The sequence below is a fragment of the Legionella saoudiensis genome, assembly GCF_001465875.1.
GTDB classification, from domain to species: domain Bacteria; phylum Pseudomonadota; class Gammaproteobacteria; order Legionellales; family Legionellaceae; genus Legionella; species Legionella saoudiensis.
This window is the reverse complement of record NZ_LN901322.1, coordinates 173359-200111: the sequence shown is the minus strand read 5'-3', so window position 1 is coordinate 200111 and position 26753 is coordinate 173359. Positions and strand designations below refer to the sequence as shown.

Sequence of the window (26753 nt, the reverse complement as noted above, 5' to 3'; positions counted from 1 at the left end):
GAGATGACTTTAAAATTATCGTTTTTAGAAAACCCAGATCCGGATGATGTTCAAATATTAACGAATGGGATTAAGGAGTACGCCAAACAAGAAAGAGGCTTCGAATCTTTAGATTTCTTTGCATGCTTTATTCGTGATGCAGACAATAGCATTGTGGGTGGTTGTAGTGGCGGAACACTCTACGGAGGTCTTCATGTCGATAATCTTTGGGTGAGTGAATCCATCAGACATCAAGGATGGGGAACAAAACTCATGCAAAAGGCCTTGAAGTATGGTAATGAGAAAGGCTGCGCTTTTGCAACAGTTAACACTATGGATTGGGAGGCAATAGAATTTTATAAAAAATTAGGGTTCAAACTTGAATTTGAGCGGCATGGATTTCAAAAAAATTCTATTTTTTATTTTTTGCGTAAAGAATTTCAAGAAACAACAGACATCGGGCTCTTAAATGGTGATTCAGTCTCCGGCTTAAGTCAAAGCTTAAAATCGCATGTATTAGAATCTGTAGTGAGAGAAGAGGCTGCCTCAATGAACAATGCACTCCATTTTAAATGGGGACAAGGTTGCGATGGATGGTGGTTAAAAAATGAGGGGCAGTTTAGTGTTATTTATGAAACGATGCCTGCTGGAAGTTGTGAGATAAAGCATTATCATCAGAAAACAGAACAATTTTTTTATTGTTTACAAGGACAATTGGTTATTGAGTTTGAAGATTATGAACAGGTGTTGCAGGAACAGGAAGGAATAACTATTAAAGTAGGGGCAGCTCATAAAGTGAAAAACAGTTCCGGAAATTTGGTTTCTTTTTTGGTGATTTCATCTCCTAATCTATCCGGGGATAGAGTGAATCTGGAGTCCTAAAATGTCTGTTGAATTGATTATCCGCAAAGCAGTAATTGATGATGCTCAACATCTTCACCCTTTAATGGAGCAATTGGGCTATCCGCAAATGCCTGATGAGTTGCAAAGAAGACTTGAGCTATTTACTAATGAACTGCATTACGGTGTTCTTCTTGCGGAAATTGCTGGAAAAGTTGTTGGTTGGATTGCTTGGTCTAAGAGCTATCTTTTTGTTTCAGAAACAACAAGATTTCATATTGAAGGCCTTGTGGTCGACCAAGGATATCGTAATCAAGGAATAGGTAAAAAGCTTATGATTACGGTTGAGGAATTCGCCAGGCAGTTTAGTCCCTGTATCATTGATTTGACATCGGGACTTAGGCGAGCCAAAGATGGCTCTCATGATTTTTACAAATCGCTTGGATATCAGAATGAAGGTCCTATGGCAAAAATGTATTTAAGGAAAGTGCTGTGAACATCCAAGGATTACAATCTGCTTTAAAAGTTGAAACAGCAACATTAGATGATTATCCAACCATCCAGAACATGGCACGATTTTATGTATATGAACTCTCGCGTGACTGTGGTTTTATTTCAGATAATTGGGCGTTACCTTCCGATGGCCTGTATGAAAGCTTCGATTTTAAAAATTACTTTGAAGAGCCGACAAGAAAAGCCTTTCTTATCAAGGTAGGCAATGAATTAGCAGGTTTTGTCCTATTAAATCAAGAAGGGATTTACCCTGATACTGTGTGGAATATGGGCGAGTTTTTTATTACTGCTAAGTTTCAAGGCAAAGGTTTAGGTTTTTTGGTTTCCTCTGAACTTTGGAACATGCATCCAGGCTTATGGGAAGTTTCTGTGATTCCGGAAAATAAGCCAGCGCTTAACTTTTGGCGCAAAACTATTGCAAAAATTACAATGGGCAATTTCCAGGAAGAAGTTAAAACAGTCAATTATGATCCATATCAGCCTCAACGAGTTATTTTTCGTTTTGATAGTAGAGCCCATGAGAGTAGCGAGCCTTTAGAAAGCAAGAAAGAATATCAAATCCAATTTGTTGATGAACTGGATGAGGCCACAGAAAAACGAATGACGAGGGGATTTATTGCCTATGAAGCCCAACATGGCATTGATGTTAATTATCGACGTTTTTCAGTGATCATTTCTTCTGCCCAAGGAGAAGTTGTTGGGGTGATTAATGCCTTTACAGCCTTTTCTGAAATTTATGTGGATGATATTTGGGTAGACAGTAGTCATCGTGGTAAAGGGTATGGCAAGCAGTTATTGTTTGCTCTAGAGCATCATTTCAAAGGCCAGGGCTTTAATAATATCAATTTAGTGACCAGTGCTTTTCAAGCCCCAGAGTTTTATAAGAAGTGCGGTTTTATAGCAGAATTCACGAGAATCAATAAAAAAAATCCCAAGTTAAGCAAAACATTTTTTGTTAAATTTTTTAATGAAGAATCAGAAACACAAGGCATTCTTAAGGCGGCTCATAGTGAATAGAAGTCAACTAGAAACAATCTGTAAAAAATTAAAAATGAGCCCACCTTGTGACTTGCCGCAAACAGTTTACGGCGGTCTTCTACATAAAATGTGGTATTTGGAATGCAATGACTTGCAATTTGCTGTAAAACAGCTCAATCGAAGGATTCAGTTGACTGAAGAAATTAAATCCCAATATGAATTAACAGAAGAAATAGCCTTTCAATTTTCCAAACATACGATACCTGCAATTCATGCTCTAAAAATAGAAAATAATTATTTAATCCTTTCGGAAGATGAAGCTTTTCTTGTTTACCCTTGGATAGCAGCAAAAGCATTAGATAAAGACGCTATATCTGAGGTGCATGCACTTAAAATAGCTGCCTTTTTGGCAAAAATTCATTGTATTAATCTTAATGTCCCTGAACTAAGCGCTCAAGAATTTGATATTCATACCAATGAAAAAATTAGTGTGTTAATAGACCAGTCAGTAAGCCAAAATTTGGTGTTTAAGGAGCAATTAAAAAGTAATCAACGAATTATAACCGAGCTTAATGGTCTCTATCAAAAAGCAATACCTATTTTACAAAGTAGTAGTGTAGTAAGCCATGGCGATCTGGATCAGAAAAATGTTCTATGGGATAAAAATAATGCTCCTTTTCTTATCGATTGGGAATCCGCGCGAAAACTTAATCCTACTTATGAAATAGTCAATTGTGCTCTTGATTGGAGTGGAATTACTACCCCATTTTTTCATAAATCTTTATTTATAAAAATGCTAAAAATATATGCATCATCTGGATTAACTATAAATCAGGATCATTTAGAAGCCGCCTTTTATGGTGTTCTTGGTAATTGGATCAATTGGCTGGTGTATAATATAGAGCGTTCTTTTAGCTCTGATAGCGAGCAGCAGAATATTGGTGTTGAACAGGTTCTTCAGGTTTTGCCTACTATTATTCAAGTCAAGGCGAGTATTACAGAATTAACTCAATTAGTAACACGTGAATTAAGAATAACCTGTTAACTTTATTCAACTTTGATTACCATATCGCACGAAATTAACTTAAGTTTCAAGGAATTCTTCATGATGAATATCAACAATAATAAAGCTGCGTTAGTGACAGGAGCTAGCCATGGAATTGGTCTTGAACTCGCTAAAATTCTTTTAGGTGACGGCTGGGTTGTCTATGGAACAGGACGGGATGTGAGCAGCTTAGAGGATACTAAAGCACTATTTCCTCGTTTTGTTCCCATCCAATCGGATTTTACCCGCAATAGTGATATTGAACAGGTTGCAAAAATTATTAATGAATCTGGAATACCACTTCATCTTTTAGTTCAAAATGCAGGAATGAAAAGCCCTCCACGTCCATTAACTGAATATGATTGTGACAGTATTGATGAAGTATTTCAGGTTAATTTATTAGCTCCAATGAAACTAACGGCACTTCTTGCAGTACGGATGCCTGAGAAGTCTCGGATTTTATTTGTTACATCAAGAGCAGCCACTTTGAAACTTAAAGAAAGTTCAACATACTGTGCCAGTAAAGCGGGTTTGGATGAAGTAACTGCTATTGTGAGAAAAGAGTTAGCCGAGAAAAATATCGGTGTGTCTTGTGTTATTCCAGGGGAGGTGGATACAAGAATTCAAAAAATTTTAAGAGAAACGACTTCATTTCATTTACATAAAATGTTTGATGAGGCTTATCAGTCCGGTCACTTAATAAGTCCAGAAACTTGCGCGGAATTCCTTAAATGGTTTCTTTGCGACTTATCTTTTGATGAATATAAGCAAAGCAATATGCCCGTTTCCATCTATGAAGAATGGCATCATCCATTCTGGCTTAGAGATAGGAATCAGCTACCTCCCTTTCCTTTCTAATTCATTTATGAATTTTTACGATCAGTTCCAATAAAAGATCAACTTTGGAGAGTAGATGCTTCGTTTGTTCTGTTCTTTTTCAAGGCATATTTCTCTTATGGGGGGATATGCCTTTACTCTTTCTTCAATTGTTTTCTCAAATAGATCCGATCATGTCCTTCTAAGTAATTGTTAATTGTTCCTAAATGCTGATAGCCTTGTTTTAAATAAAACCCTTCTGCCTGAAAAGAAAAAGTATCTAATGTTGATGCTGGAATCCCTCGTTTAATTGCTTCGACTTCAACGTTGTGTAATATCTCAGCACCAATACCAAGACCACGGTATTCTTCATTAACCCAGAGGACATCAACGTATATTGAGCTTTTATGAGCATATACAATAGCACCGCCAATAATAGTACCTTCGTTATCTTTCACATAGATTGAGTAACGCTCTGGTTTGGTTCCTGTAAAAGGAGCATTAAAATTGACTATCCCATCACGAATAATTTTATCTTGCTGTTCTAGTAGCTTGGCGTCCATAACAAGCTCTAGTTGGTAATTCATTTGCGATTGATTCATGAGTTATATCTTTTAAAATTAGTTTGAATACAATAAATCATCGACAACTTCCATAGTAATTTCGGGTAGTTTTTGCGTTTGATCAATACTCTCTTGAATGGTTATAACCGCTTTTTTAATTTCATCGGGTAACATCTCAGATGGCGCACTGTCGCCTGGCCAAGAAGCATCTCGAGTCGCTTTATCTGGCCAACGAGAATAGGCAAGCCACATACCATCGTTAGTTTTATGCAGGCAAGAACCTAACGCTCCGCGATATTGCACAAAATAGGAAGCGACCTGATGCCAGGCCTTTTGATACTCCATCTCAAGCCCAGGCTTAATAAAAGCTCGGTAAATAGCAGCAAAACATTTTTTGGAAAGTCGTTTAAATTGTTCTAGTGCTTCTTCAGGTGTTAAATCTTGGCTCGCTAAAACCTCTTCAGCTTTGAATATATTTATACCTTTGGGAATTGAAAATTGGGAAGTAAAGTACATCTGATCAAGGCCTATTCCAAAAGCACAATGCTTATAACCGAGAACACGAAAATAATTAATTGGTTGCTGGTTTTTATTAGCTAAGACATAGTTTCTGAATTTGGGATTATAAAACCCATAAGTCATGTAATAATGAATACCTTGGTTTTCAAGATGTTGAATGATGTGAACCAAATTTTTGTGTAGTTTTTCAGGTGAATAAAGTTCAGTATACATCCCAGCTTTTTCAAACGTTGAGTGTTCATTCTCTGGATAAGGAGGATTCAGCGCCACAAAATCACCTGGTGCAGCAATCGAAATCACGTCCATAAAATCACCACTTCTGAATGAAACTTGATTCACATTAAGAAGGTTAGATACTCGGTCAATCTCACTCAAGAACATTTCCAACGACAAATTCGCATGTTCAAGAAATCGATCAGCATTTTTTCCTTCAAAGAGCTCACCTTCGCGATAGATAATATTCAATTCCGTATCATAAAAAAGGATTCCTCCCCATGAATGATTAATGATAAAAGGGAGTAATAATGCTTTTTCTTCATCAGTTGTTTGGTTGTAATTCCCAATCACTTCCAGAAAAAAATCTTTTTTCGATAGGGAGGCATCATATTTTTTTATTAAGGCAGCATAAGAGGTTTTGACAAGAACAGGATTATCTTTAATTAATTGAAGTGTATTAATCAAAATTTTATTGCTGTCATTGATAATATATTCCTCTGCAAGGCCAATCTCCATTGCGGCCATGCTCCAAGAAGCTGATCCCGAAAAAGGCTCAATGGCTTTTTTGTATTTTTGGCCCTTATTATTTGCCAATAATACAGAGAAATGCTCACTCAACCAGCTAGTATCAGGGGACATATGTCCTGTCAAATCTGGAAGAGTAAGGTACCTATTTCCAAGATAATGGAGTGGTCCCCCATGATTTTGATTTAATTGAATAGAATTTGGACTCATAATAACCACTATGCAGTAAATATAACTATGAAGCGGCACATCTTAACATGAAACAAACAATTTCTTTATTCTCTGAAATAAAATAGCTATTGACCCTCACGTTGCGTGATAGCTTAGAATCATCAATTAAGGAGATGATGCTTATGAAATATTATCAAATTAAAGAAATCAGCCAAATGACCTCTCTTTCAATTCGGTCATTGCAATACTACGATGAAGTAGGTTTGTTAAAACCAACAAAGCGCTCTGATTCTGGCTATCGTTTGTATTCTGAAACTGATTTACTCATTTTACAACAAATTATCACCTTAAAATTCCTTGGGTTTTCTTTATCTACTATCAAAGAAATCCTTGGGAATCCAAACTTTAATCTGGCTGCATCAATGAGCCTTCAAGCACGCGAACTGAGCGAAAAGGCTAATAAAATAAATGAAGCAGCCTCTTTGTTAACGTATATTGCCAGTCAACTGGAAATAAACCAGCCAATCAATTGGCAAAGTAGTGCAAAAATTATTGAAATATTGGAGTTAAATACTATGAGCGATGCTGTATTAAAAAAATATCAATCCGTTAATGAATCAGAGTTAGGTAAAAAATCAGACTATGATTCCACCTATAATCCCAATCGACTCTATCCTATTCCCAGAGCAGGTAAGCGACAAGAAATTGGCATTGATCCTGCCCATCCTCCTTTTGTGGGTTTTGACTGCTGGAATCATTATGAAGTCTCTTGGCTCAACGAAAAAGGTAAACCGATGGTTGGGATTGGTGAAATTTTTTATGATTGTAACTCGCCCAAACTCATCGAATCCAAGTCATTAAAACTTTATTTTAATTCATTCAATAACACTAAAATAAAAAGTATTAATGAGTTAGAGAATACGATAAAAAATGATTTAGAAGCACGTATTGAATCCCCAGTTTCAGTTAAAATTTATCTTTTGGAGCAAACGAAACACTACGCTGTATCACAAATACCGAAAGGCGAGTGCATTGACCACCTCGATGTTGAATGCTCTGTCTATTTGGTTGAGCCATCATTTCTTAGTGTTCATAACGAGTTAGTGGAAGAAAGATTGTATTCTAACCTATTAAAATCAAATTGCTTGGTGACTAATCAACCGGATTGGGGAAGCATACAAATTGCGTATAAAGGAAAAAAGATCAATCGAGAAGGCTTATTAAAATACCTTGTTTCCTTTAGAAATCATAATGAGTTTCATGAACAATGTATTGAACGGATTTTTGTGGATATTATGAACTGTTGTAAACCGGAAGTATTATCAATCTATGGACGTTATACTCGGCGAGGAGGATTGGATATTAACCCCTATCGCTCCACAGAAAATAGTCCTTTTGATAGAGAAAATATTCGATTGGTCCGGCAATAATAGCACTTTATTGTTCTATCCAAGCTCTTAATTTTCCAGCAAATCGGCCTTGTCGACGCAGTGTTATTGATGCGATGGGGTCAATGCTTTTAATTAGGCGATATTCGCCCAACACCGCATGTATAGCCCAACATTGTTCAATAATTGAAATGATCTCAAACAAATGCGCAGAGGACTCTATCGAGAGCCAGTTATTAAAACAATCCTCCTGTAATTTCTTATATTGACTGCTTGGTAGTTTTAAATGTTCTGTTGCCCGATACAAACAATTAACGAATGAGAAAAAAGGATGAGTAATAACAACTTCCCCTAAATCAATCAGCGTGGTTTGATGAGTATTGGGATTCACTAAGATATTTTTATCATGAAAATCGGCATGACCAAAAGTATCAGGCACTTTGAAACTGGCTAATTGGTCACAAAGGATTTGTACTTTACTCTCTAAATTTTTTAATTTTTTTAATTCTTTTTGAGTTAATCCATCGCCAATTAATAACTCTTCTTCATCCATTAATTGGTTATAAAGTCTTGGTAATTGTTGCAGGCGCCAATCAGGGACGCCTAAATCAAGAAGCAGGTTTATTTTAACAGCTGAGTCTATTTGCAGCTTTGTGTAATGATGCATGGCATCAATTAAAAGGTTAGGTCTAAATTCCTGTTTAAAGACATCATGCAAAGAAATGCCAGCATCTTGCATTAAAAAACAGTGAAGCTCCTGATTATGAGCCAAGATTTGCGGAACAGAAGCATTGAATTGTTGCTGCAGTAGCAAAATGACGTTGGCTTCTAATGACAATGCAGAAGGAACCTTCTTCAAATAAATCAATCCAAAGTTGGTTTGAAAGCGACACACTTCTGACCAGGCTGTTTCGAGAATTATTTCGGGCTTGGTGGGTTCAATTTGAAATCCTAAATTGTTTAAGGCACTAAGTGCCCATTCTATGTGAGGATTCTTCATGATAGTTGCCCATGATCCTCGATCACTTCATGAATCGTGCGCAATGCTCTTTTTGCTTCAAAATTCATCTCCGTTTGTTGATTCACAAGATACATCATTGCTTTCCATAAAGCCCAGGCGCGTCCTCGTTCCCAAGTCTTTGAGTCAAGCTCTAGTGTTTCTAAAAAAATACTCCGACTTTTTCCTTCAAATAATGTCCAGGCAATAGCAAGATCGCAGGCAGGATCACCGATTGCAAGTTGGCCAAAATCAATCACCGCACTTAATTTTCCTTGAGAAAGTAATAAATTACCAACACTCACATCACCATGGACCCATACTGTTGGATTCTGCCATGAGGTGGATAGTGCTTTTTCCCAAATTTGCGTTGCAGCATGAAAATCTATATGGTCCTTCAAGTCTTCGATGGCTTTGCGTGTCTCTGAATCATAAACGGCTAAATCCCCACCACGATAGAAACTCTGGGGCCCAGCAAGAGGACCACCTATTGAATTGATGCTCTGAAGCGTTTTAAGAAATAAAGCTAAATCATGTGCAAATTCAGGTAAATCATTAATGGGAGTAACTGCTGCCGTTTCTCCAGGAAGCCACTGATTAATGGACCACTTCCAAGGATACAGGGTATTGGGCTTTCCCATCGCAAGAGGTGCGGGTATGGGAAGAGGAAGATGTGGGGCTAATCGGGGTAACCACGTTTGCTCTTTTTCCACTTGTCCTGCGTATTCGGCGCTACTTGGCATGCGAATGAGCATTTCTGTACCTAAATGAAAAGTTCTATTGTCCCAGCCGCTATTTTTTACAGCTTGAATAGGCAGATGACACCACTGTGGAAATTGCTGAGCAATGAGCTCGCGCACTAGGCTTTCAGTAATATTCGTTTTTTCATGGGGTTGTGTATTTGTCATTGGTACACCATAAAATCGATATTCTACTTCATCAAGCAACTTGCCTGATTCACTTGTTTTGATGTATTCATCTTGAATGATGCCACCCATTTTTTCGGCGAGTTTGCGACTTGGGATATTATGTCTTACAACTGGATATTTTAGATAATCATAAACAAGATTAGTTTCAGCCCACGCTTTTAATAAGTTCATTGCTTCAAAACCATAGTGAAATCCATGAGCATTTTTCTTTAACCAAATACCCAATTCGGGTGTTTTCGTATTCGCCTGGTGCAGACAGGCATACCCTAAAAAATCTTGGTTTTCTTCGTTTAAAATGACTAATGCAATTTCAGTGCCTTCCTGCATTTTGATTTGTTGTTCAGAAATATGTTGATTAATTTCTTCTTGAGCTTTCGGAGCACTTGGCCACATGTGTTCTGTAATTTCAGCAGTAAATTCTTTGCATAAATCTTCGGCATAGTTTAGTGAAATAGGGATTAATTTAAGTCGTTCAGATTGTAAGGCGAGATGCAGATAGTTGGGCATAGAATATTTACTCATAGAAATTGTTATCAATGTTTTGCTTGTTATCTTATCAATCAGTGTACTCTCAAGAGAATGCTCGGAAGAAAAAAATACTGCTATTTTTCCCAAAATTAATTCTTCTGTTAGATTAGAATAATAATTCTATACTCGGTACTCACGTAGTTCTACGTATTGATGCATCTTATGGTCTATTTGTATAATTATTATATTATTTGCAGTTAGGAGAAAGTAAGAGTGAATCAACCTCAACGAATTTTTATTGTTGGTCATCATGGTGCTGGTAAAGGATTATTAGTAAAATCCGTGGCTCAATTATTAGGGTGGCAATTTATTGATGCAGATTTTGGGTTAGAATCTCATGTTGGACGACATTTGTCTGAGATACTCGGAAGTCTTGGGAGCGATGCTTTTTATGACTGTCAGTTTGATATATTAAGCTCTCTTTGCACCCAAGAGCATATTGTTGTGACAACCGATTCCAGTGTGGTTTTGTCTTTAAAAAATCGTCAATTATTGCGCAATGAAATGACCGTATTTTTGGATGTGAGTACTCCGGTCCAAATCGATCGGACTGCACGAAATACTACAAATTTATTGCCTATACCAAGTTTGAGTGATTTTTTTGACCGATTACATGATGAGCGCGATAGTTTATATAAAGAGGTTGCTACACTCACTATTCATGGTGATGATGGAAAATTAGAAGAGCATACGCGTTGTATTGTGACGGCCGTAGTGGGGAATGAAGAAATACTACCTCAAAAAAACCTAAAATCAATTTTGGAGAAAAAAGATTTAACCCTATACCATAAAAAATCCCACACAAAAGTTGAGCTATCTGAACAACAAGCCATATACCTGAAGTTGTTGGCACAAGGTAAAACAGCTAAAGAAATTGCCCGAGAAACTCATGTTTCTTACAGGACAGTTGAAGGAATGATTGCTAAATTAATGGATTCTTTAGGATGTTCTTCCAGTAAAGAGTTAATTGCTTTATTTCATGAACAACCGTGAGTCTAAACCTACTTCTCTGAAAAATATTCTAAAATGGATAAGATGAGGAAATGACAACCTTACTGGAGTATATATGCCAAAATATGATTCACCTTATTTACAGCATCTTATTGAGGAATTAGCTGCAGCGAGTTCCATGGATGAGAAAGATGAAATTTGGCTTAAGGTTGAAACACCCATTATTGAAGATGCTCCAAATCAGTCAGAGTGTTTAGTCACTTTTTTATATAGAGAAGAAAGTGATAAAAAAACAATTTACTTGTGGTCTACATTTACTGGATTACCTTGTTCTTTGCAAAGTCAATTTAACGCGATTTCAAACACTGATATTAGATATTTAACTTTTACATTGCCCCGTACTTTTCGCTCTGCATATAATGTACTCATTGTTGATCAGGATACTGCAAAAGAGGAATTCCCAGAACAAAAAAATACTGAAAACTTCTATCCCATTCCAACAGGAAAATTCAAAGAATCACAAATGTTATTAATGCATTTATTTAATCAAGGATGTGTTCAAACAGATCCAAGAAATAAACAGGAAATGACCTATTATATGGATTATGACAATCCCGGTGAGTTTTTTGGCAAGGAATCCATTATTGAATTACCCAATGCGCCAGCTTTTATAATTTCTTGTTCTTTGGATAAAGCAAAAGAGCATCGCGAACAATGCAAAAAAGAGCATCGATTTTTTGCTTTTGAGCTCAATTTCTTGGAGAGCAGTTTAAAAAATGTTCCAGGCTATTACGAAAATATTGAACAATCGACACGAAAATATTGGGTCTACTTGCCTGAGGTATCCTCAGTTTTTTATAGAAATAATATATAAAAAACAATGTATTATTGTAAAAAAAATTAGACATGCATAACAGAAGTGTTCTAATTGGTTTTTTCGAAGAATCAATAAGAGTTATTAAGTTATGCATGTTGCGGCTATTGTACAAGAATTATTAGGAACATCAATTCATCAAACAAGGATAGATACATTATCTGTTTTGATAGAGGGAGTTTTACGAGGCAAAGAGCTAAAACTCACTTCGTTAGGCAGGCATTTAAAGATAGATGGTAAAGAGTGTTCTGCCATAAATCGTGTTGATAGGTTTCTAGGTAATCCATTTTATCAAAATCAATCTAGAGATTTATCGTGCTATTACTCACAAAGCAGTAAGTCATATGATGACTCCGCTTTTAATTGTTGATTGGTCAAGTATGCCCGGAAGTCATTTAACCTCCTCTGGAGAACACTGTTTATTAAGAGCATCTCTAGCGGCCCAGGGACGCAGCATTACTCTTTATGAAGAGGTGCATCCTAAATCAAAAGAGGGAAATACCAAGGTACATCTAGAGTTTCTTGCTCAATTAAAGTCATTATTGCCGATTGGTTGCAAGCCTTGCATTCTTACTGATGCGGGATTTAAGAATCCATGGTTTAAGGCAGTTCTTGCTTTGGAATGGGATTACATAGGGCGCTTAAATGGTTCTGTTCATTATGATGACGGCACCGGCTTTAAGCCCTTATCTGAGTTGTTTCAACACGCCACTAGTAAACCACAAGAAGTAGGTTCGGTAGTTGTTGCTAAAACAAATCCAATGACCACGAAGATATACCTTTATAAAAAAACTGCTAGAGGAAGAAAGCAGCGAGGTAAAACCGGAAAAATTTTAACAAATAGGACATCTCGTAAGAATGCAAAAAGTAATAGTGAACCTTGGATTCTCTCCTCTTCTTTATCTGGAAATCATATCGAAGAGCTTATCATTAAATATTACAAGTTGAGGATGACCATCGAGGAAAGCTTTCGTGATACTAAAAGCCAATACTATGGCTTAAGTTTGAATGAAAACATCACCATTAATGTGAAACGCTATATCGTTTGGCTCTTGCTTGCTTCCTTAGCCTCTTTCATTGCATGGATAGTAGGCTATAGCGCTGAAAAAATAAACCTACATCATGATTTTCAGGCGAATACTTATCGTCATAGGCGGGTCTTGTCCTTTTTTTTTCTAGGGTGCCAGGTGATTAGAAAGAGCATAGAGTGTCAGATTGACCTATATGATATTCAACAAAATAACTGGGGGATCCTCTTATGAATCAAAAGGTGAGGATCCCTCAGGTCTACTTGCCTCCTGATTACGACAAACAGGCAACACCTTATCCTATGATTTTGTTTTTAGATGGTAGTGATTATTTAAATCCCATGCCTGTGCCGCTTATTTTAGATAAGCTCATTCAAGAGGGAAGTATTCCTTCCTGTGTTGCAGTGTTTCTGGAGTATTCAAGTATTCATCGTATGCACGAATACAATTGTAATGATGAATTCACCTCATTTTTAGCGGATGATTTTATTCGGATGTTACATGATAAGAACCAGTTAAATATCACTCAAGACGCAAGACTAATAACGCTTGTTGGCCAAAGTGCCAGTGGTTTAGCTGCTTTTTATGCTGCTTTAACCAATCCAACTGTGTTTGGTAATGTTATTGCTTTATCGCCTTCCTTGGAAATGCAAAAATTGACTGACTTAGAACAAATAATTGCAAAATACCATAAAGAGAATCCCGATACTCAATTTATTTTTGATGTCGGTACTTATGAAACGATCCCAGTAGACTTAGAGTTCAAAGATGGCTCTACTCAATCCATTTCCACGTTTGAAGCCAATCGGAGAATAGCTGACGTTATTCAAAAGAAGGGAATACTTATTCATAAGCCTGAATTTATTGGCGGTCATAATTATGGTTGTTGGTACGCCAGTTTACCTCTTCATATAAAAACCATTTTTGAACACAGAAAAGTAGCAATGCCCGCACAGCAAAACTCAAATCAGTTATAATAAGCAAATTGTTACGTTTATGGATTTAAAATTATGCACGACTGCGAGTCTTTACAGCCATTGATTGTACTCATTACAGGTGCATCTGGAGTTGGGAAAACAACATTACTTAAAGAAATCGAACAGCAATACCCAAAGGGGAGCATTTCTTCTCATTTTTTTGATAGCATTGGTGTTCCCAGCTTTGATGACATGATCAAAGAATACGGCTCAACTGAAAAATGGCAAGAAATAACTACAAAACGTTGGATTGAACGTTTAACACAGATTCATGATAAAAAACTGATTTTCCTTGAAGGGCAGTTCAATCCAGAGTTTGCTTTAGCACCACTTAAAGAGCAGGACATAGAAAATTATTTACTGATTTGTTTGCATACGGAGCAAGCTACACGGGAGCATCGGTTGAGTGTACTTCGCAATCAACCTGAGTTAGCCGATGTCCACATGAATAATTGGGCTCTATTTCTTAAAAAGAAAACCAGTGAAATGGGTGGTTTTATTCTTGATTCTTCGCAGGACACCATTAATACTCTGGCCATGAAGCTTATCGAATTGATTAGGAAAAAACAGCAATTTGATGTGAAGTATGAATAATTAGAGGGCTAGAGATGCATCGTGGAGAATTAAATTATTCTGATGAGCAGCTGATGGATCTTTTATATCAAGGTTATCAGATTATAATCTCAAAGCTCCATTTTGTTGAGGTGGGTTCTTTTTATGGATTTATTGTTGAGACAAATACAGATCAAAAGTACTTTCTAAAAGTTTATCCCGCAGACCAATCGCTTGTTCCAATCCAACCTACTATTGATTCACTCAACAAGACAGGTATTGCTTTAAATCGCTTCAGGAGCGAATTTGGCATGAGGAACTTGTCCTATATGGTTTTAGATATTCATGGTCGTTATTGTTTCAGAACTAATGAATTGATTTTGACTTTGTTTGATTATATTGGAGGGGTTCATCCATCTTATTCGCCCAATCAGCTCTTGGCAGATAAAATGGCTGCTCTTCTTTTTCAATTGCATCAAATTCCAACTCATACGTTTTCATTTTTTGAGACAGAGCAATTTGATATTCATTATGCGTTAGGGATAAAGGATTGGATTAATAACGCGATTGAGGTCATTGAGGGAACACATGCCGAAGTAATGCTGGCGCAACTAGAACGTCATAAAAAGCAACTGTTACAAGAGTTATCTCAACTACAAGAATGGCAACAGCAGTTCAGCCAAAAGTCACTTCCTTTTGTTCTAACTCATGGGGACCCTCACCATTATAATGTGCTACAAACCCCTTTTGATGTTTGGTTGGTTGATTGGGATGGAATAAAAATTGCACCGATTGAAAGAGATCTTTGGCATTATGAACAGGCTCCATTGATTCAGTACTATTTAAAATTAAACCCCACATGCAGCATTAATCATGAATTGTGCCGGTTTTACCAGCTGCAACGATTTTTTGAAGATGGCCGTTATTATCTTGAACAGGTTTTACTTGGAAAAAATAAAACTGCTCAGCAGTCAGAAGAAGATAAAAATATTTTTCTAACCCATTGGGGATGGACCTACTGCGTGTAACTTAGATTAACAAGCTAATCGATTGACTTAGCTAATAAATAAGTTTTTCGCGTTGGCTCAATCAATCGTTCAATGGCATAACGCAGCATGGTTCTTGGCATCCGGTAAGCATGGCGATCTAAAAATTCGATGAGGATAGCTTGGTTACGTTTTCCTACTTCTCGTAACATCCAGCCAACCGCCTTATGAATTAAATCATGGTTGTCACACAGCAGTTTTTCTGCAAGTTTAAGTGTACATTCAAAATGATTGTTTCGAATAAAATACCAAGTTGCGACTATGGCGATACGCTTTTCCCAAAGGTTAGTACTTTCTACAAGAGTGAAGAGGAGTTTCTTGTCCTTATCTAATAAATGCGCGCCAACAATCCAATGGGCTGAAGCATCAACCAAATTCCAGTTATTAATCTGATTGATATGGGCTAAATAAAATTGAAAAATCGTTTGTTTTAGGTCTGTATTTCCTTTTTGATAATGGGTTACTAAAATCAACAGGGCTAATAATCGTTCTTCATTAATAGGCGAGTACAATAATTCTTGTAACAAGGGAAGGGACAGTAATGCTTGACAACGTTTGGCAATTTTTCTTAAATCAGGGACGCTAACACCTATAAATTGGTCATGCTCTGCATAATCTCCTGGTCCTGTTTTATAATAGATTGCCTTTTGGCTGCGAATCAGGCTTTTTGAGTAATTCAAGCTCGCTTCTAAGTGTTTTGAGTGAATCCATCATTTCGGTATTATTTAGAGTTGTTGTCATAGTTAATATCTTATATTAGTTATTTTATGCCTATGTATACTGCACTTTCACGAGGAGTTTTATAGAGCTCAAAATCAATGAAATAGGTTCTTTGGTATTTTGGTTTCTCAGTAAAATACTTCCAAATAGTTTGCCAGGCGTTAATGATTGCTGAGGGATTAGGACCGATTGCTTCAAAAACTAGATAGTTGCCTGCTTTTATAGTGACTGTATCCAAGTGCGTGGCTTTGGATTCATTCGCAATTTCTATCCCCGCAGTGACTGTATAGTATCCTGATGAGTCGGACTCATAGTGGTGGTATACGCCATAAACTGGGCTATCTTGTTGTGCTCTGATTTTTGAGTGAAGAAATTGCTCCCAAAGATGAGGCAGCCGCGCAATTTGAGGATTAAATTCCTCTTCATTTTTTGTTCTTACACTCATTCCAGTTATTTTAAATTCTTGAATCTGGGTCAATTGGGGTATAATAACAGTCATATAAGGCTCCAAAGTAGAAGTTTTTATTTAATATAAGCCTGCATGGCATTGGCAATGATGCGTTTATCCGCTTCACTGATTTTTAATAGGCCAAAACGAAATGGGTATCCCCAATTCTTGGTATTTTTTGTCAATTCGAGCGATTCAATAAGCGTGTATATCGAAACATCAATCCTTTTATTGGTCCAAAGTACATTTCGTCGAAATGGATGAAAACCATTACCCATATCCACTTGATAGGGCTCACCTGGTAGAGCGATTCCGATTGCGGTAAATGCTTGCAGTTTTTCAATGCCTTTAAAGTGCAGCGTCGGCGAGTAATAAATGATGCAATCGTCCGCTTTTATTCTCTTTAGAGGTGCGAGTTTACCGTGGCAAACTTGCATAAACCCTCCTTCCACTCCAATTTGCACGTGGGACGCGCAGGCGACAGCCAGCCAGTTTTGGTTCATGATCCGTTCTTTGAAAAAAAGCGAATTCGATGACCATCTGGATCACAGGTTACAAACGTATAACCAAAATCCATCGGTGTTGGTTCTTGTATCATTTTAAAATTCTTAGTTTGATAAGTTTTAAAAAGTTCATCAACGGCTTGCTCATCGGGAACCAAAATAGCGAGTTCGCTACCGCCACCCAATGCAGTTGGTGCAGGTAGTGCGGAATTTTGAGACCATAATCCCAATCGCAAACCCGCTTTTAATAGAAACATGGTGTAATCAGGCTCAGTGTGGATAGGCTGAGTATTGAGCAATTCCGAGTAAAAATGAGTACTTTTTTCTATATTGCTCACATAAAATAGAACTAAATTGGGATCGAATGTCATGATTTTTCCTGTTTTTTATTTCGTTAAATTCATTGAAGAATATAAAACAGACTCATGACAGTTTTTGTCAGTATCATTCAATAGGATTGGGGAATATTATGTAGGGTGCGCCACTTCTTTAAAAGGGATTGTCGGCGTTCGGAATATTTTTGTTCTTTAATGGATAATTGAAGAATTCTATCGGTTCTGAAGTGGCGGAAGTCCTGCCTTAGTTCACACCAACCCACCATGAGATGCGCTTCATCAAAAAAGCCGAGCGCAATAGGCCAGAGTATTCGTGTCGAATGATTGTTTTGGAGATCTTGATATTCTAATTCGATTTTTCGTTCTAAACGTATCGCTTTGCGTATGAGAATAAGATCACTATCTTTACTTTCGGCACATTTTCCTGGGGGAACTAAGAGTCCAGAAGTTTCTAATTGGTGTTTTAATTCAGTAGGAAGGACTGCTGAAATTTTTGCAAGTACATTTTGGGCCGCGATTTTAAGTTGAGTATCCGCTCGTTGTGCAACCCAACGTGATCCTAGCACCATTGCCTCAATTTCATCATCTGAAAACATCAAAGGAGGCAACATAAAACCAGATTTAAGCACATAACCAACACCGGGCTCACCTTCAATGGGCGCGCCTAAGGATTGTAAGGTTATTATATCTCGGTAAAGAGTGCGTAGGCTTACGCCTAATTCTTCTGAAAGGTTTTTGCCACTTACGGGTAATCGATGACGTCGTAATAATTGAATTAAATCAAACAAGCGTTCAGTTCGGGACATTGTTGTACTAAGATACTGCTGCCAAATTATGCCTGTAGTATATCATGAATATTTATAGAACTAATAAGCTGCTTATTATGATTATTTCTAATAGTAACTAATTTTTGGGACTAATGGATGCCTTCAAGAAGTGCTTTAAAACCACCTGCTATCGGACTAGGTTGATTGGGATAATAGGCCTTGTAGGCCTGGCGATCCACACTGAGCATAAACTGGTTAGATGCGAGTATATTCCAAAATAGCCGGATCTGTTTGGCAACAATGAATGCATTTAACAGTTGTTTTTCTGTCGCTAATCCTAGCCAATTTTCGAAGCAAGCATCTTGAAATTTCTGGTAGGTTGAATCACCTTCTGTTACCCCATGGTGAGTAATCGATTGTTCTAAACAGGTCTGTAACGAAAAAAATGGATGAAGGATAGCGGTCTCGCCCCAATCAACAAACGTCATTCTTTTAGTAATTGGATCAAGAAGAACATTTTTATCATGAAAATCGTGATAACCAATGGTTTCAGGAATCTTAAAGCTTGCTAATAATTTGCACTGTGCTGAAAATTTCGGGCTTAGGACGTGTAGTGTTTGTAATTCTTTATCGGTGAGTCCCTCTGCTTTTAAAAAAGTAGTTTGCTTTAAGATATGATCATAAAGAAAGGGTAATTGATCTAATCGCCAATCGGGTACACCAAGTTTGAGAAACGTAGCGATACACTCTTCAGATCTGCGTTGAATTGTGGCATATTGTTTTATTGCTTGGCATAATAGCTCTGGCTTGAAATTGGTTTTAAGCGTTTGACGCAAAGAAATACCCGCATCCCTCATTAGAAAACAATGTAAATCCTCATTAATTTCAATTATATCGGGCACATTGGCATGGAATTGGGATGACAATACTCGAATGATTTTGGGCTCATTAGATAGAAAAAAAGATGGTGGTGTTTGTTTTAAATAAAAATTCTCTGTTGATGTTGCAAATCGGATCACATGAGACCACGGTGTTGACAATACAATTTCTGGCGAGCGCTCTATTGCGTAGCCATTAGAAACCAGGTAATCGGTTCCCCATTTGAAAAGTGGTAGTAGATTATTCATTTTTGGAAGTTAAAATGCATAAAAAATGACGAGAAAAATATAAGTCTTACTTAACATAAAAAACTTCCCTTTAAATAGTTACCAAGAGAATATTATACATAAAAAAGCGAGTCTCAATAGAATAGTAAAAGCAGGATAAAATAATGGAACAGCAAGATGATTTACCTATATCCGGGGTATAAACAAAAGGATAATGGATTAATTCTTAGTTTGCTTATTCAACTCGGCGCCAAATGCAATCAAGTAGTAGGTGCTGTTGGAGGGGAACTCAAGATAAAAATCGCGGCACCTTCTATTGAAGATAAAGCCAACATGGAATTAGTGCGATACCTGTCTGTCTTATTCAAAGTCCCTAAAAGTCAAATTTAAATAAAGAGATGCCTTCAGTCTCGACACAAGATCATTGAAGTCATTGGTTGTGGTGTTGATGCTCTCCAGTGGTGTAAAATTTAAAGAATGATTTTAAATAATGAGCCTAAATGCTGGATACAACAATAATTGAGAGCAATTGGCGCTCTCGTGGCTTTAGTTTTGAGTTTGGGAAGATCCCCCAGGTCAAATTTGGAAGGATTTTAACCATGGGCAATAAAACGTTAAAACCTGCTATTGGAGAAGAAGTATTGATTCCAGCAGGAGTAGATCATACGGTTCAAACCAGTTCCACCACAGGGAGCCGTTGGTATTATGGTTACAAAGTAAGAAGGTAAGGAAATGACACAAAAGAAAATATCATTAGAAAATGATGCTGTTCTGCAATTCATTGTTGATGAATTAATATCTTTACATCATTGCCATACAATTATTTTATATGGCTCGCGCGCACGAGGAGACTTCACAGTAACCAGTGATTATGATGTTGCAGGGATTAGGGAAAAAGGAGATAAGCAACGAATTGCACGCTTTGATGAAGCACATCAAGTTTATCATGATATTTTTGTTTATCCAGAGAATGCTTTTGATTCAATTTCTGATGAACATTTATGTATGTCAGATGGCATCGTTGTTGTTGAAAAAGCTTATTTTGGCACAGAGTTATTAAAAAAACTCTCTGCTTTTTTAATATTGCCTGAGTCCCTCCCTCCTGATGAAATTACAGCACGTAGAGTGTGGTATCAAAAAATGCTGGCAAGGGCGTATACTAGAGATTTAGAAGGGAAATATCGCCATATTTGGTCAATCTTCACAATTCTAGAGGATTATTTTGTATTCAAAGAATTGCGTTATCAAGGTCCAAAAAAAGCATTCAAGTATTTAGAAACACACGATCCAGAGACTTTATCATTATTTGATGAGGCCATAACGAATATCGATAATTTGAATGCCTTAAATAGGCTAATTACAAGAGTTATAAAGAGTGACAAAACGTAGGATAATTATGCCAGAATTAGATATTGAAATTATCAAAGATAATCCAGAGTACTTTCTTGTGAAAAGGCATCTATTATTCTTATTTAGAGTGCATAGTAATGAAATTTAATATTTATATTAAAATTTTGACTGCGTTCTTCGTGATTTTTTTAATTCTTGTTTTGGCATTTTTTAAATATTTAAAGTCAGTTGAGACAAAGATAGTTGTTAATGCAGGAAAAACGACGTCACAAGGACTTTTAATTAGTTTAGAAAAAGAGTTAATTAATAATCCGAAATCAAACTGGGATGCAATAATAAAGAAAAAAACAGATAATGTTATTCGTCTTATAGCAATCGACAGTCTAAAACTCACCCTGGCGCAGAATAATCAATTAAATAATGGTGAAATCATTTTTTTATCAGGTACAACTTATCAATTTCTAAACGAGGTAATTGTAGAACATACTGCGTATAAAAAAATTGGTAATACCCCGTATGCATTAGCTTACAATTTTTCAGATCCTGGCGAAATTATTTTTAATTATATGAATCCTGTTTTAAAACAAATCGTTCAACATTTATTATCAAAATCAAAAAATACAAGGAGTAATGAACTATCACAGTTAGAAAAAATATATGGTTTTCCTCTTCATGTTTATAAAACTAAAAGTAAACACTTACCAGGTAATATAATTAATTCTTTATCAACAAAGCGTTTAGTATTTGAAACAAATAAAAACTCGTCACAAATTGTTAGTCTCTATTATAATTTTAGTGGTGGAATACTCAAAATTGGCCCACTAAGCTATCTGCCAGTTATGGCAAGAATCAGTGATGTTATGTATTATTTTATAGGAACCTTCTTTTTTATATCCATTTGTCTTATTGCCTTTTTTTCATTGCTTTTTGTTAGAAATATGAAAAAGGTGTATCAGATAACTAAAAATTTCAGTCAAGGGAACTTTGATTTTCATCGGAAAATAGGTCCCACCTCTGTTTTGTATGGGCTGTATATAAATATCATACACATGGGTGAGCAATTAAAAGAACTGATTGAATCACATAAACAAATGTGCCGGTTTGTCGCGCATGAAATTAGGACCCCTTTGTCAACCATACAAATGGCGACGGATAGTATCAAAAGGAAAAACACTGAAGATGAACTACTCAATAAACAGCTGAACAGCATCCAAGAAGATATTGCAGGTATGAATCGTCTCGTCAGCACTTTTTTGATTTACTCAAAAATGCATTCAAGCGAATTGAAATTAAAACGGTCTGAGACCGATATAATACAATGGTTAAGAAAGTTATTAGAGTCTTATTCTTCCTCGACATTTGAAATTACATTTCATTCTAATGAGTTAAATTCTTTGAAAGCATACATAGATGAAAATATTTTAAAAAATGCTGTTACCAATTTGATTACAAATGCCATGAAATTTGCAGCGCACACTATTTCTTTAACTATTTCGCTGGATAATAGTCATATTTTAATTCACGTAGACGATGATGGTCCAGGCTTGCCGGATGATGGTGCGGATGACATTTTTTCTGAATATACGATTGCCGAAGACGCCGAAATTGGAGATAAACATATTGGGATAGGATTAGCTATTGTTAAAAAAGTTGTTAATCTCCATGGAGGAAAGGTTATGGCTACACAATCACCGTTATTAAAAGGTGCTCGATTCACCCTAGTACTTCCAAGATATTCTTAGCGATTAAGATTTTAGTTTTAGGAGTTGGTCTCCAACTTTAGCATCTTTTGAAGTATCCACCTCTTGTTTCATCACAATCAGTGCGTCCATAACCGCTGTTAACTTGAGTTTTGCATTTTCAAAACGTTTAGGGATAAATTCATCTTCCTCGCCATCAACTACTTCTCCAGTTCCAATGCCTTTTTCAAGAGCACTGATAACCATACTAATCTCTGATTCAAACGCCGATAATAGTTCATTATTCCCCTTTGCAGATTGCAAGATTCCATGCAATTTTTCCACTACATCTCCAGGAATATAAAGAGTGCCTTCACTACATTTGCTATATTCACGTTTCGCAATAGGTAATGAAAGTAGTTCATCAGCCTTGTGTTGACTCATCTGAAATATTTGTCTAACAGATTGTTTTAGTTCTAAGGGAGTTGGTGGCGAATTGCTAGATTTCAAAGATGCGAGAAGCTTATCACTAGCAGTTACTCGTCCATCTTTGCTATGTTCTTGCGCTGTCTCGATAGGAGTCTGTCCTTTTTCATTTCGCACTTCAAGACTAGCACCACACTCTAATAACTTTTTAATGAGATGTAAGGGTTCTTTTCTATAATTATAAAAATTCTGTACCGCATAGTGCAAAGCCGTCATGCCTTTTTTATCAGCACTATTAATATCAGCGCCATGTTTTAATAATAAAGCAATGACGCTATCATTACTTGGGCCACCAATAAGGACTTTTCCACAACTTACCATCGCCAGGTTTAACAAAGCTTTATTAGCCAGAATTGACTCTAGCAAGTCTTCATGACCTTTAAATACAGAAGGTTCTTTTAAACCTAAGAGAAGTTCTAGTACATCTCTATCTGTCAGTTGTTCTATAGGGTCCGCCCGACCTAAGATATCACGGACACGGTTTAAATAATTTTCTTGTTCTTTACCTAATATTTGGTTTTCCTGTTCAACAAACTTTGCAACATCTTCTCCTTCAAATCGCAATTCTGGAAAACCCTCAATTTTCTTTAAATCTTGAATGTTTAAAATATCTCGATTTAAAGCGATTTTTTCTATCAGTTCATCGGCTTCGTCTTTACCTAGAATTGCACGGGCATATTCTAGGGTGTTAACTTTTAATTCTTTAGCTGTTTGTGTTGAGGCAAATAAAGATTTTCGAACGGCAACTTGATATTCACCATGATGAAAAATAACACTGTTTCCAGCCTTCCAAATATTTCCTGCCATCGATGTGATAGGGGATGCCGGCGAAAGGGATCGGAAGCCGGTCTGTACATCTTGCGCATCCCATGGTCCAGTTCCACCAAACGTGATTTTTGGATGTTTCACTGACACTCTTTCTAAAAATGTTTTTTCCTGTGAGTTTGCTGCAGCATTAAGTTGATTGTCTGTATTACAACCTTCTAAAGTCACAAAAACTTCACCATGATGTGCGGGCAATGCTCGTTTAAAACCATGTAATAAATTATCAAAATTATCATCATATAACTGCTCACTTGGGCCATGGCAATTACCCATACCATATTCGCCACCACCAGCATGGCCCATAATAAATAATTTTGGGTTTTTCTCAAATATATTGTCTAGTTCTTCCGGTAAGTCTCGTTTGAGTTCATCCAAACTATTATAGATTTTTGGGGATTTATCACACTGATCGAAAAAATAATACTTCAAATCAGAGCCTTCTAAATAGACGCCAATTGGAACAAATTGCTTGAACCGTTGTTTTAAGTGAGGATTTATCACCACACCTCTCTGATTTTCAGGCAGTGGATGATCTGGATCTGGTTTATATATTAAGATTTCTATTGCAGCGTCTTTCATGGCTCATCTCGACTATTACTTAAAATAATAGGTTGATTTTATCAAAAACACTCGGCTCAAATGTATATATATTGTACAATCGTTCTAAAATGATACTTTTGTCGAGGGTAAATGATTATAGATTTGCGATATATTGGGTGAAGCTTTCATAACTGGACGAAAAATCCCAAGGTCGAGGCAAAAGAATTTTTTACTATTTTTGATAAGTCTTACATAAGATTGGTGGCTGCGATCTATATTTATTCCCAAGCCGCTGATACAAATATATATCCTTTTTTATGAATTGTTTTTATACGATAGGGCTTTTTATTATTATCATTCAATGCCTTTCTTAAACGTGATATTTTTAAATCGATACCTCTATCAACCCCATCATATTCATGCCCAGAAAGAGCATACATAATGCTATCTCGACTTAGCAACCTATCATGGTTCTTAACCAACAAAGCAAGCATTTCAAAGTCACTGGTACTTATTGAAATTTCTTCATCAAAGAGCTGAACACTCTTAGTACTAAAATTGATAGAAAAATTGCCAAAGTGAAATTGATTTTGATTATTAACTAAATTGGGTCGACGTAACAATGCCTCTATTCTTGCTTTCAAAACCTCGTCTGCAACAGGTTTAGTTAAGTAGTCATCTGCGCCTAGATTTAAAGAGGATACTTCACTTTCAATATCATTAATTGCTGTTAGCATGAGTATTTTTCCCAAATACTCATCTCTAATGGTATGGCATATTTGATCTCCATTCATGCCAGGAAGCATTATATCTAATATTACTAGGCAAGGTTGCTCACGAATGATGCGATAGACCGATCTATCACCACGTTTTTCAATAGAAACATCATAACCTGCTTCTTGTAAGCTTTCTTTGAGGTAATTTGCTAACTTAACGTTATCTTCTACAAGCAATATTGATTTATCTTTCATTCGTTCTGTCTAAGCCTCTTTAAATAAGAAAACTCTCTAAACAAATTTAGTCTGAATTGATTTTTAAGTTCAGTGTTACATAGATATCAGTAGGTAAGCAAACACACGGCGCATCCGTACATTTTATATACAATTGATCTGTTTTAACTCGATATAATGATAGCTAATGGGCGAATCTGTGGAGATAAATTATGAGCGCTTATGTTAAAAATTTTGATGAACATAAAGAAATCAAATCTTCACGTGACATTTGCAAATCATTAAAACCTGTTCCCACAGCGTATATGGACAATAAACATTGTGAGCATTGCTATCCCGAAAAACGTTCTCATTTTCGAAGAAAATTTTTTAATTTATTCCATTATTTTATATTCAATCCATTTATCTATCTTTTATCTAAACTCTTTCTCCTATCAGAGCAGGATTTTTTACGATTCAATAACCTATTAAATCAGTTGGTCATTAATATTTTCCAAAAAATAAAACTATATACCAAGACTCAGACCATTGATAGGAAACAATTCAATAACAGTGTCCTTGCATTTTGGGATGAAGCACAAAAAAGAGGGCTAGAGCTGTATAATTTTAAGGAATCTAACTTGCATACTCTGTATTTTAAGTTGGTCTACAATAGGAAAAAATATTATTTCATACAGACTCCAATCTCTCTTATTTCTCAAAAAAATACACGCTTTGATGAGGATACTAAATATGATAATAAATGGAGCCTCAAGAAAAAATTATTAGATAGCCAAATTCCCTGCCCCTTAGGGAGGGTTTTTATTTCCAGCAAAAACGCCTACAACTATGGTATCTCATTGGGATTTCCTCTTGTGGTTAAGCCACTATCTGAATCTCTAAGTATTCATACTTTATGTACTATTCAAACTCCAAATGAATTAAAAGAAGCGATAAAAATAGTAAAGCAGGTTGATTTTCGCGTGCTGGTTGAAAAACACATTCCTGGTGATGTTTATCGGTCATTAATTATTAATGATTCATTAATCGCTTGTGTGAGACGACAACCTGAGAGCATTGTTGGCGATGGTGTAACTACACTTCAAGAGTTAATTGATAAAAAAAATAAAGTTACGTGGAAAGAAGGACATGGTGAATATCCCTACAAAATTACTCGAAATAGCAACTTAATGAAAATTTTGGCAGCCCAAGGAGTTGCTCTTAATACGGTAATAAACAAAGGACAACAAATCTTTATTGCCAAAAAAGTTACTATGAGTAGTGGTGCAAAAATCAGTAATGTTATCGACCTGATACATCCTGAGAATAAACTGTTATTGGAAAAAGTACATAAAATACTCAATATACCGCTTACAGGTCTTGATTTTATTTGTCAGGACATTTCTCTTCCATGGCATAAGCAACAATTTGGAATTATTGAAAATAATAGCTTCCCTTACATTGAATTACATCTCAATCCATCTGATGGGAAAGGAATTAATGTAGCAGGTAAAATTTGGGATTATGTACTCGATGTTTTAAGTCGAAGAAACGAGCAACCCAATTAATGTACATTATATATACAATTGAGTTTTTTTAACTCGGTATAATAACAGATAAGTAAATCTTT

General features: G+C 36.2%; 29 protein-coding genes. 17 read left to right on the top strand and 12 right to left on the bottom strand.

Annotation, left to right across the window (positions count from 1 at the left end; translation table 11 throughout):
• The first annotated feature begins 3 nt into the window (after window positions 1–3).
• From BN3124_RS05240 to BN3124_RS05220, 5 genes are read left to right on the top strand one after another with little or no spacing between them, the layout of a single operon-like run.
• Complete coding sequence (locus tag BN3124_RS05240; protein WP_058533753.1) at window positions 4–861, top strand: GNAT family N-acetyltransferase; 858 nt, start codon at window positions 4–6, stop codon at window positions 859–861.
• 1 nt (window position 862) lies between these two features.
• Window positions 863–1315 carry a GNAT family N-acetyltransferase gene (locus tag BN3124_RS05235; RefSeq protein ID WP_058533752.1) on the top strand — a complete coding sequence of 151 codons (453 nt, stop codon included), beginning with the start codon at window positions 863–865 and terminating at the stop codon, window positions 1313–1315.
• A complete protein-coding gene (locus BN3124_RS05230; protein ID WP_058533751.1) occupies window positions 1312–2349 on the top strand; it encodes a GNAT family N-acetyltransferase in 1038 nt (345 codons plus the stop codon). The genes BN3124_RS05235 and BN3124_RS05230 overlap by 4 nt, the downstream gene beginning before the upstream one ends.
• Window positions 2342–3355, top strand: a complete 1014-nt coding sequence (locus BN3124_RS05225) for an aminoglycoside phosphotransferase family protein (protein WP_058533750.1) — start codon at window positions 2342–2344, stop codon at window positions 3353–3355. The genes BN3124_RS05230 and BN3124_RS05225 overlap by 8 nt, the downstream gene beginning before the upstream one ends.
• 60 nt (window positions 3356–3415) lie before the next feature.
• Window positions 3416–4213, top strand: a complete 798-nt coding sequence (locus BN3124_RS05220) for an SDR family oxidoreductase (RefSeq protein ID WP_078061487.1) — start codon at window positions 3416–3418, stop codon at window positions 4211–4213.
• Window positions 4214–4326: 113 nt separating this feature from the next.
• Here BN3124_RS05220 and BN3124_RS05215 read toward each other — a convergent pair whose 3' ends face one another.
• Window positions 4327–4773: a GNAT family N-acetyltransferase gene (locus BN3124_RS05215; RefSeq protein ID WP_058533749.1), complete on the bottom strand. Its 447-nt coding sequence runs from the start codon at window positions 4771–4773 to the stop codon at window positions 4327–4329.
• A gap of 18 nt (window positions 4774–4791) precedes the next feature.
• The gene (locus BN3124_RS16765) at window positions 4792–6204 is read right to left on the bottom strand and encodes a DNA adenine methylase (protein WP_078061486.1); all 1413 of its coding nucleotides are present in this window, start codon (window positions 6202–6204) and stop codon (window positions 4792–4794) included.
• A gap of 134 nt (window positions 6205–6338) precedes the next feature.
• Here BN3124_RS16765 and queF point away from each other — a divergent pair, with 134 nt between their 5' ends.
• A complete protein-coding gene (gene queF / locus BN3124_RS05205) occupies window positions 6339–7595 on the top strand; it encodes an NADPH-dependent 7-cyano-7-deazaguanine reductase QueF (RefSeq protein WP_407927376.1) in 1257 nt (418 codons plus the stop codon).
• 7 nt (window positions 7596–7602) lie between these two features.
• Here the strand turns inward: queF and BN3124_RS05200 are convergent, their stop codons facing one another.
• On the bottom strand, window positions 7603–8553 hold the full coding sequence (locus BN3124_RS05200; protein WP_058533748.1) for an aminoglycoside phosphotransferase family protein: 951 nt from the start codon (window positions 8551–8553) through the stop codon (window positions 7603–7605).
• Window positions 8550–10001, bottom strand: a complete 1452-nt coding sequence (locus BN3124_RS05195) for a GNAT family N-acetyltransferase (RefSeq protein WP_230849088.1) — start codon at window positions 9999–10001, stop codon at window positions 8550–8552. Before BN3124_RS05195 ends, BN3124_RS05200 begins: the two co-directional genes overlap by 4 nt.
• Window positions 10002–10220: 219 nt before the next feature.
• On the opposite strand from BN3124_RS05195, the gene BN3124_RS05190 reads away from it, so the two are divergent.
• From BN3124_RS05190 to BN3124_RS05165, 6 genes are all read left to right on the top strand, one after another.
• Complete coding sequence (locus BN3124_RS05190) at window positions 10221–11000, top strand: shikimate kinase (RefSeq protein ID WP_058533746.1); 780 nt, start codon at window positions 10221–10223, stop codon at window positions 10998–11000.
• A 136-nt stretch (window positions 11001–11136) separates the two neighbouring features.
• A complete protein-coding gene (locus BN3124_RS05185; protein ID WP_230849087.1) occupies window positions 11137–11832 on the top strand; it encodes an enterochelin esterase domain-containing protein in 696 nt (231 codons plus the stop codon).
• A 281-nt stretch (window positions 11833–12113) separates the two neighbouring features.
• The gene (locus BN3124_RS05180) at window positions 12114–13094 is read left to right on the top strand and encodes an IS4 family transposase (protein ID WP_330138871.1); all 981 of its coding nucleotides are present in this window, start codon (window positions 12114–12116) and stop codon (window positions 13092–13094) included.
• A complete protein-coding gene (locus tag BN3124_RS05175) occupies window positions 13091–13837 on the top strand; it encodes an alpha/beta hydrolase (protein ID WP_230849086.1) in 747 nt (248 codons plus the stop codon). The genes BN3124_RS05180 and BN3124_RS05175 overlap by 4 nt, the downstream gene beginning before the upstream one ends.
• Window positions 13838–13870: 33 nt before the next feature.
• Window positions 13871–14431, top strand: coding sequence for a P-loop NTPase fold protein (locus BN3124_RS05170; protein WP_058533744.1), 561 nt, complete (start codon window positions 13871–13873; stop codon window positions 14429–14431).
• Between the two features lie 14 nt (window positions 14432–14445).
• On the top strand, window positions 14446–15417 hold the full coding sequence (locus tag BN3124_RS05165) for a phosphotransferase (protein ID WP_058533743.1): 972 nt from the start codon (window positions 14446–14448) through the stop codon (window positions 15415–15417).
• A gap of 14 nt (window positions 15418–15431) precedes the next feature.
• Here the strand turns inward: BN3124_RS05165 and BN3124_RS05160 are convergent, their stop codons facing one another.
• The 6 genes from BN3124_RS05160 to BN3124_RS17165 form a co-directional block, all read right to left on the bottom strand.
• Window positions 15432–16115, bottom strand: a complete 684-nt coding sequence (locus BN3124_RS05160; RefSeq protein ID WP_230849085.1) for a DNA alkylation repair protein — start codon at window positions 16113–16115, stop codon at window positions 15432–15434.
• Between the two features lie 80 nt (window positions 16116–16195).
• Window positions 16196–16654: a GyrI-like domain-containing protein gene (locus BN3124_RS05155; RefSeq protein ID WP_058533741.1), complete on the bottom strand. Its 459-nt coding sequence runs from the start codon at window positions 16652–16654 to the stop codon at window positions 16196–16198.
• A 23-nt stretch (window positions 16655–16677) separates the two neighbouring features.
• Complete coding sequence (locus tag BN3124_RS05150) at window positions 16678–17106, bottom strand: EVE domain-containing protein (RefSeq protein WP_058533740.1); 429 nt, start codon at window positions 17104–17106, stop codon at window positions 16678–16680.
• Complete coding sequence (locus BN3124_RS05145; protein ID WP_058533739.1) at window positions 17103–17477, bottom strand: VOC family protein; 375 nt, start codon at window positions 17475–17477, stop codon at window positions 17103–17105. Before BN3124_RS05145 ends, BN3124_RS05150 begins: the two co-directional genes overlap by 4 nt.
• Window positions 17478–17554: 77 nt before the next feature.
• Entirely contained in the window at window positions 17555–18247 is a 693-nt protein-coding gene (locus BN3124_RS05140; RefSeq protein ID WP_058453057.1) for a helix-turn-helix transcriptional regulator, read from the bottom strand.
• A 110-nt stretch (window positions 18248–18357) separates the two neighbouring features.
• Window positions 18358–19335, bottom strand: coding sequence for an aminoglycoside phosphotransferase family protein (locus BN3124_RS17165; RefSeq protein ID WP_058533738.1), 978 nt, complete (start codon window positions 19333–19335; stop codon window positions 18358–18360).
• Window positions 19336–19491: 156 nt separating this feature from the next.
• Here BN3124_RS17165 and BN3124_RS05130 point away from each other — a divergent pair, with 156 nt between their 5' ends.
• From BN3124_RS05130 to BN3124_RS05120, 4 genes are all read left to right on the top strand, one after another.
• On the top strand, window positions 19492–19704 hold the full coding sequence (locus tag BN3124_RS05130; RefSeq protein ID WP_058533737.1) for a DUF167 domain-containing protein: 213 nt from the start codon (window positions 19492–19494) through the stop codon (window positions 19702–19704).
• A gap of 110 nt (window positions 19705–19814) precedes the next feature.
• Window positions 19815–20042: a cupin domain-containing protein gene (locus BN3124_RS16760; RefSeq protein ID WP_230849084.1), complete on the top strand. Its 228-nt coding sequence runs from the start codon at window positions 19815–19817 to the stop codon at window positions 20040–20042.
• Window positions 20043–20046: 4 nt separating this feature from the next.
• Window positions 20047–20703 (top strand): nucleotidyltransferase domain-containing protein, encoded by a 657-nt coding sequence (locus BN3124_RS05125; RefSeq protein WP_014845058.1) that lies wholly within the window; start codon window positions 20047–20049, stop codon window positions 20701–20703.
• Window positions 20704–20801: 98 nt separating this feature from the next.
• On the top strand, window positions 20802–22406 hold the full coding sequence (locus tag BN3124_RS05120; protein ID WP_058533736.1) for a sensor histidine kinase: 1605 nt from the start codon (window positions 20802–20804) through the stop codon (window positions 22404–22406).
• Between the two features lie 3 nt (window positions 22407–22409).
• Here the strand turns inward: BN3124_RS05120 and BN3124_RS05115 are convergent, their stop codons facing one another.
• Window positions 22410–24233, bottom strand: coding sequence for an ankyrin repeat domain-containing protein (locus BN3124_RS05115; RefSeq protein WP_058533735.1), 1824 nt, complete (start codon window positions 24231–24233; stop codon window positions 22410–22412).
• A 239-nt stretch (window positions 24234–24472) separates the two neighbouring features.
• Window positions 24473–25165, bottom strand: coding sequence for a response regulator (locus BN3124_RS05110; RefSeq protein WP_014845061.1), 693 nt, complete (start codon window positions 25163–25165; stop codon window positions 24473–24475).
• Window positions 25166–25356: 191 nt separating this feature from the next.
• Between BN3124_RS05110 and BN3124_RS05105 the strand changes: the two genes are divergently transcribed.
• Complete coding sequence (locus tag BN3124_RS05105) at window positions 25357–26691, top strand: hypothetical protein (RefSeq protein ID WP_058533734.1); 1335 nt, start codon at window positions 25357–25359, stop codon at window positions 26689–26691.
• The last annotated feature ends 62 nt before the right edge of the window (window positions 26692–26753 follow it).

Coding starts and splice junctions, on each gene's coding strand:
- BN3124_RS05240 (WP_058533753.1), top strand. CDS start 4: ATGACTTTAAAATTATCGTTTTTAGAAAACCCAGATCCGGATGATGTT.
- BN3124_RS05235 (WP_058533752.1), top strand. CDS start 863: ATGTCTGTTGAATTGATTATCCGCAAAGCAGTAATTGATGATGCTCAA.
- BN3124_RS05220 (WP_078061487.1), top strand. CDS start 3,416: ATGATGAATATCAACAATAATAAAGCTGCGTTAGTGACAGGAGCTAGC.
- BN3124_RS05215 (WP_058533749.1), bottom strand. CDS start 4,773: ATGAATCAATCGCAAATGAATTACCAACTAGAGCTTGTTATGGACGCC.
- BN3124_RS16765 (WP_078061486.1), bottom strand. CDS start 6,204: ATGAGTCCAAATTCTATTCAATTAAATCAAAATCATGGGGGACCACTC.
- queF (WP_407927376.1), top strand. CDS start 6,339: ATGATGCTTATGAAATATTATCAAATTAAAGAAATCAGCCAAATGACC.
- BN3124_RS05200 (WP_058533748.1), bottom strand. CDS start 8,553: ATGAAGAATCCTCACATAGAATGGGCACTTAGTGCCTTAAACAATTTA.
- BN3124_RS05195 (WP_230849088.1), bottom strand. CDS start 10,001: ATGAGTAAATATTCTATGCCCAACTATCTGCATCTCGCCTTACAATCT.
- BN3124_RS05185 (WP_230849087.1), top strand. CDS start 11,137: ATGGATGAGAAAGATGAAATTTGGCTTAAGGTTGAAACACCCATTATT.
- BN3124_RS05175 (WP_230849086.1), top strand. CDS start 13,091: ATGAATCAAAAGGTGAGGATCCCTCAGGTCTACTTGCCTCCTGATTAC.
- BN3124_RS05170 (WP_058533744.1), top strand. CDS start 13,871: ATGCACGACTGCGAGTCTTTACAGCCATTGATTGTACTCATTACAGGT.
- BN3124_RS05165 (WP_058533743.1), top strand. CDS start 14,446: ATGCATCGTGGAGAATTAAATTATTCTGATGAGCAGCTGATGGATCTT.
- BN3124_RS05155 (WP_058533741.1), bottom strand. CDS start 16,654: ATGACTGTTATTATACCCCAATTGACCCAGATTCAAGAATTTAAAATA.
- BN3124_RS05150 (WP_058533740.1), bottom strand. CDS start 17,106: ATGAACCAAAACTGGCTGGCTGTCGCCTGCGCGTCCCACGTGCAAATT.
- BN3124_RS05145 (WP_058533739.1), bottom strand. CDS start 17,477: ATGACATTCGATCCCAATTTAGTTCTATTTTATGTGAGCAATATAGAA.
- BN3124_RS05140 (WP_058453057.1), bottom strand. CDS start 18,247: ATGTCCCGAACTGAACGCTTGTTTGATTTAATTCAATTATTACGACGT.
- BN3124_RS17165 (WP_058533738.1), bottom strand. CDS start 19,335: ATGAATAATCTACTACCACTTTTCAAATGGGGAACCGATTACCTGGTT.
- BN3124_RS05130 (WP_058533737.1), top strand. CDS start 19,492: ATGATTTACCTATATCCGGGGTATAAACAAAAGGATAATGGATTAATT.
- BN3124_RS16760 (WP_230849084.1), top strand. CDS start 19,815: ATGCTGGATACAACAATAATTGAGAGCAATTGGCGCTCTCGTGGCTTT.
- BN3124_RS05125 (WP_014845058.1), top strand. CDS start 20,047: ATGACACAAAAGAAAATATCATTAGAAAATGATGCTGTTCTGCAATTC.
- BN3124_RS05120 (WP_058533736.1), top strand. CDS start 20,802: ATGAAATTTAATATTTATATTAAAATTTTGACTGCGTTCTTCGTGATT.
- BN3124_RS05115 (WP_058533735.1), bottom strand. CDS start 24,233: ATGAAAGACGCTGCAATAGAAATCTTAATATATAAACCAGATCCAGAT.
- BN3124_RS05110 (WP_014845061.1), bottom strand. CDS start 25,165: ATGAAAGATAAATCAATATTGCTTGTAGAAGATAACGTTAAGTTAGCA.
- BN3124_RS05105 (WP_058533734.1), top strand. CDS start 25,357: ATGAGCGCTTATGTTAAAAATTTTGATGAACATAAAGAAATCAAATCT.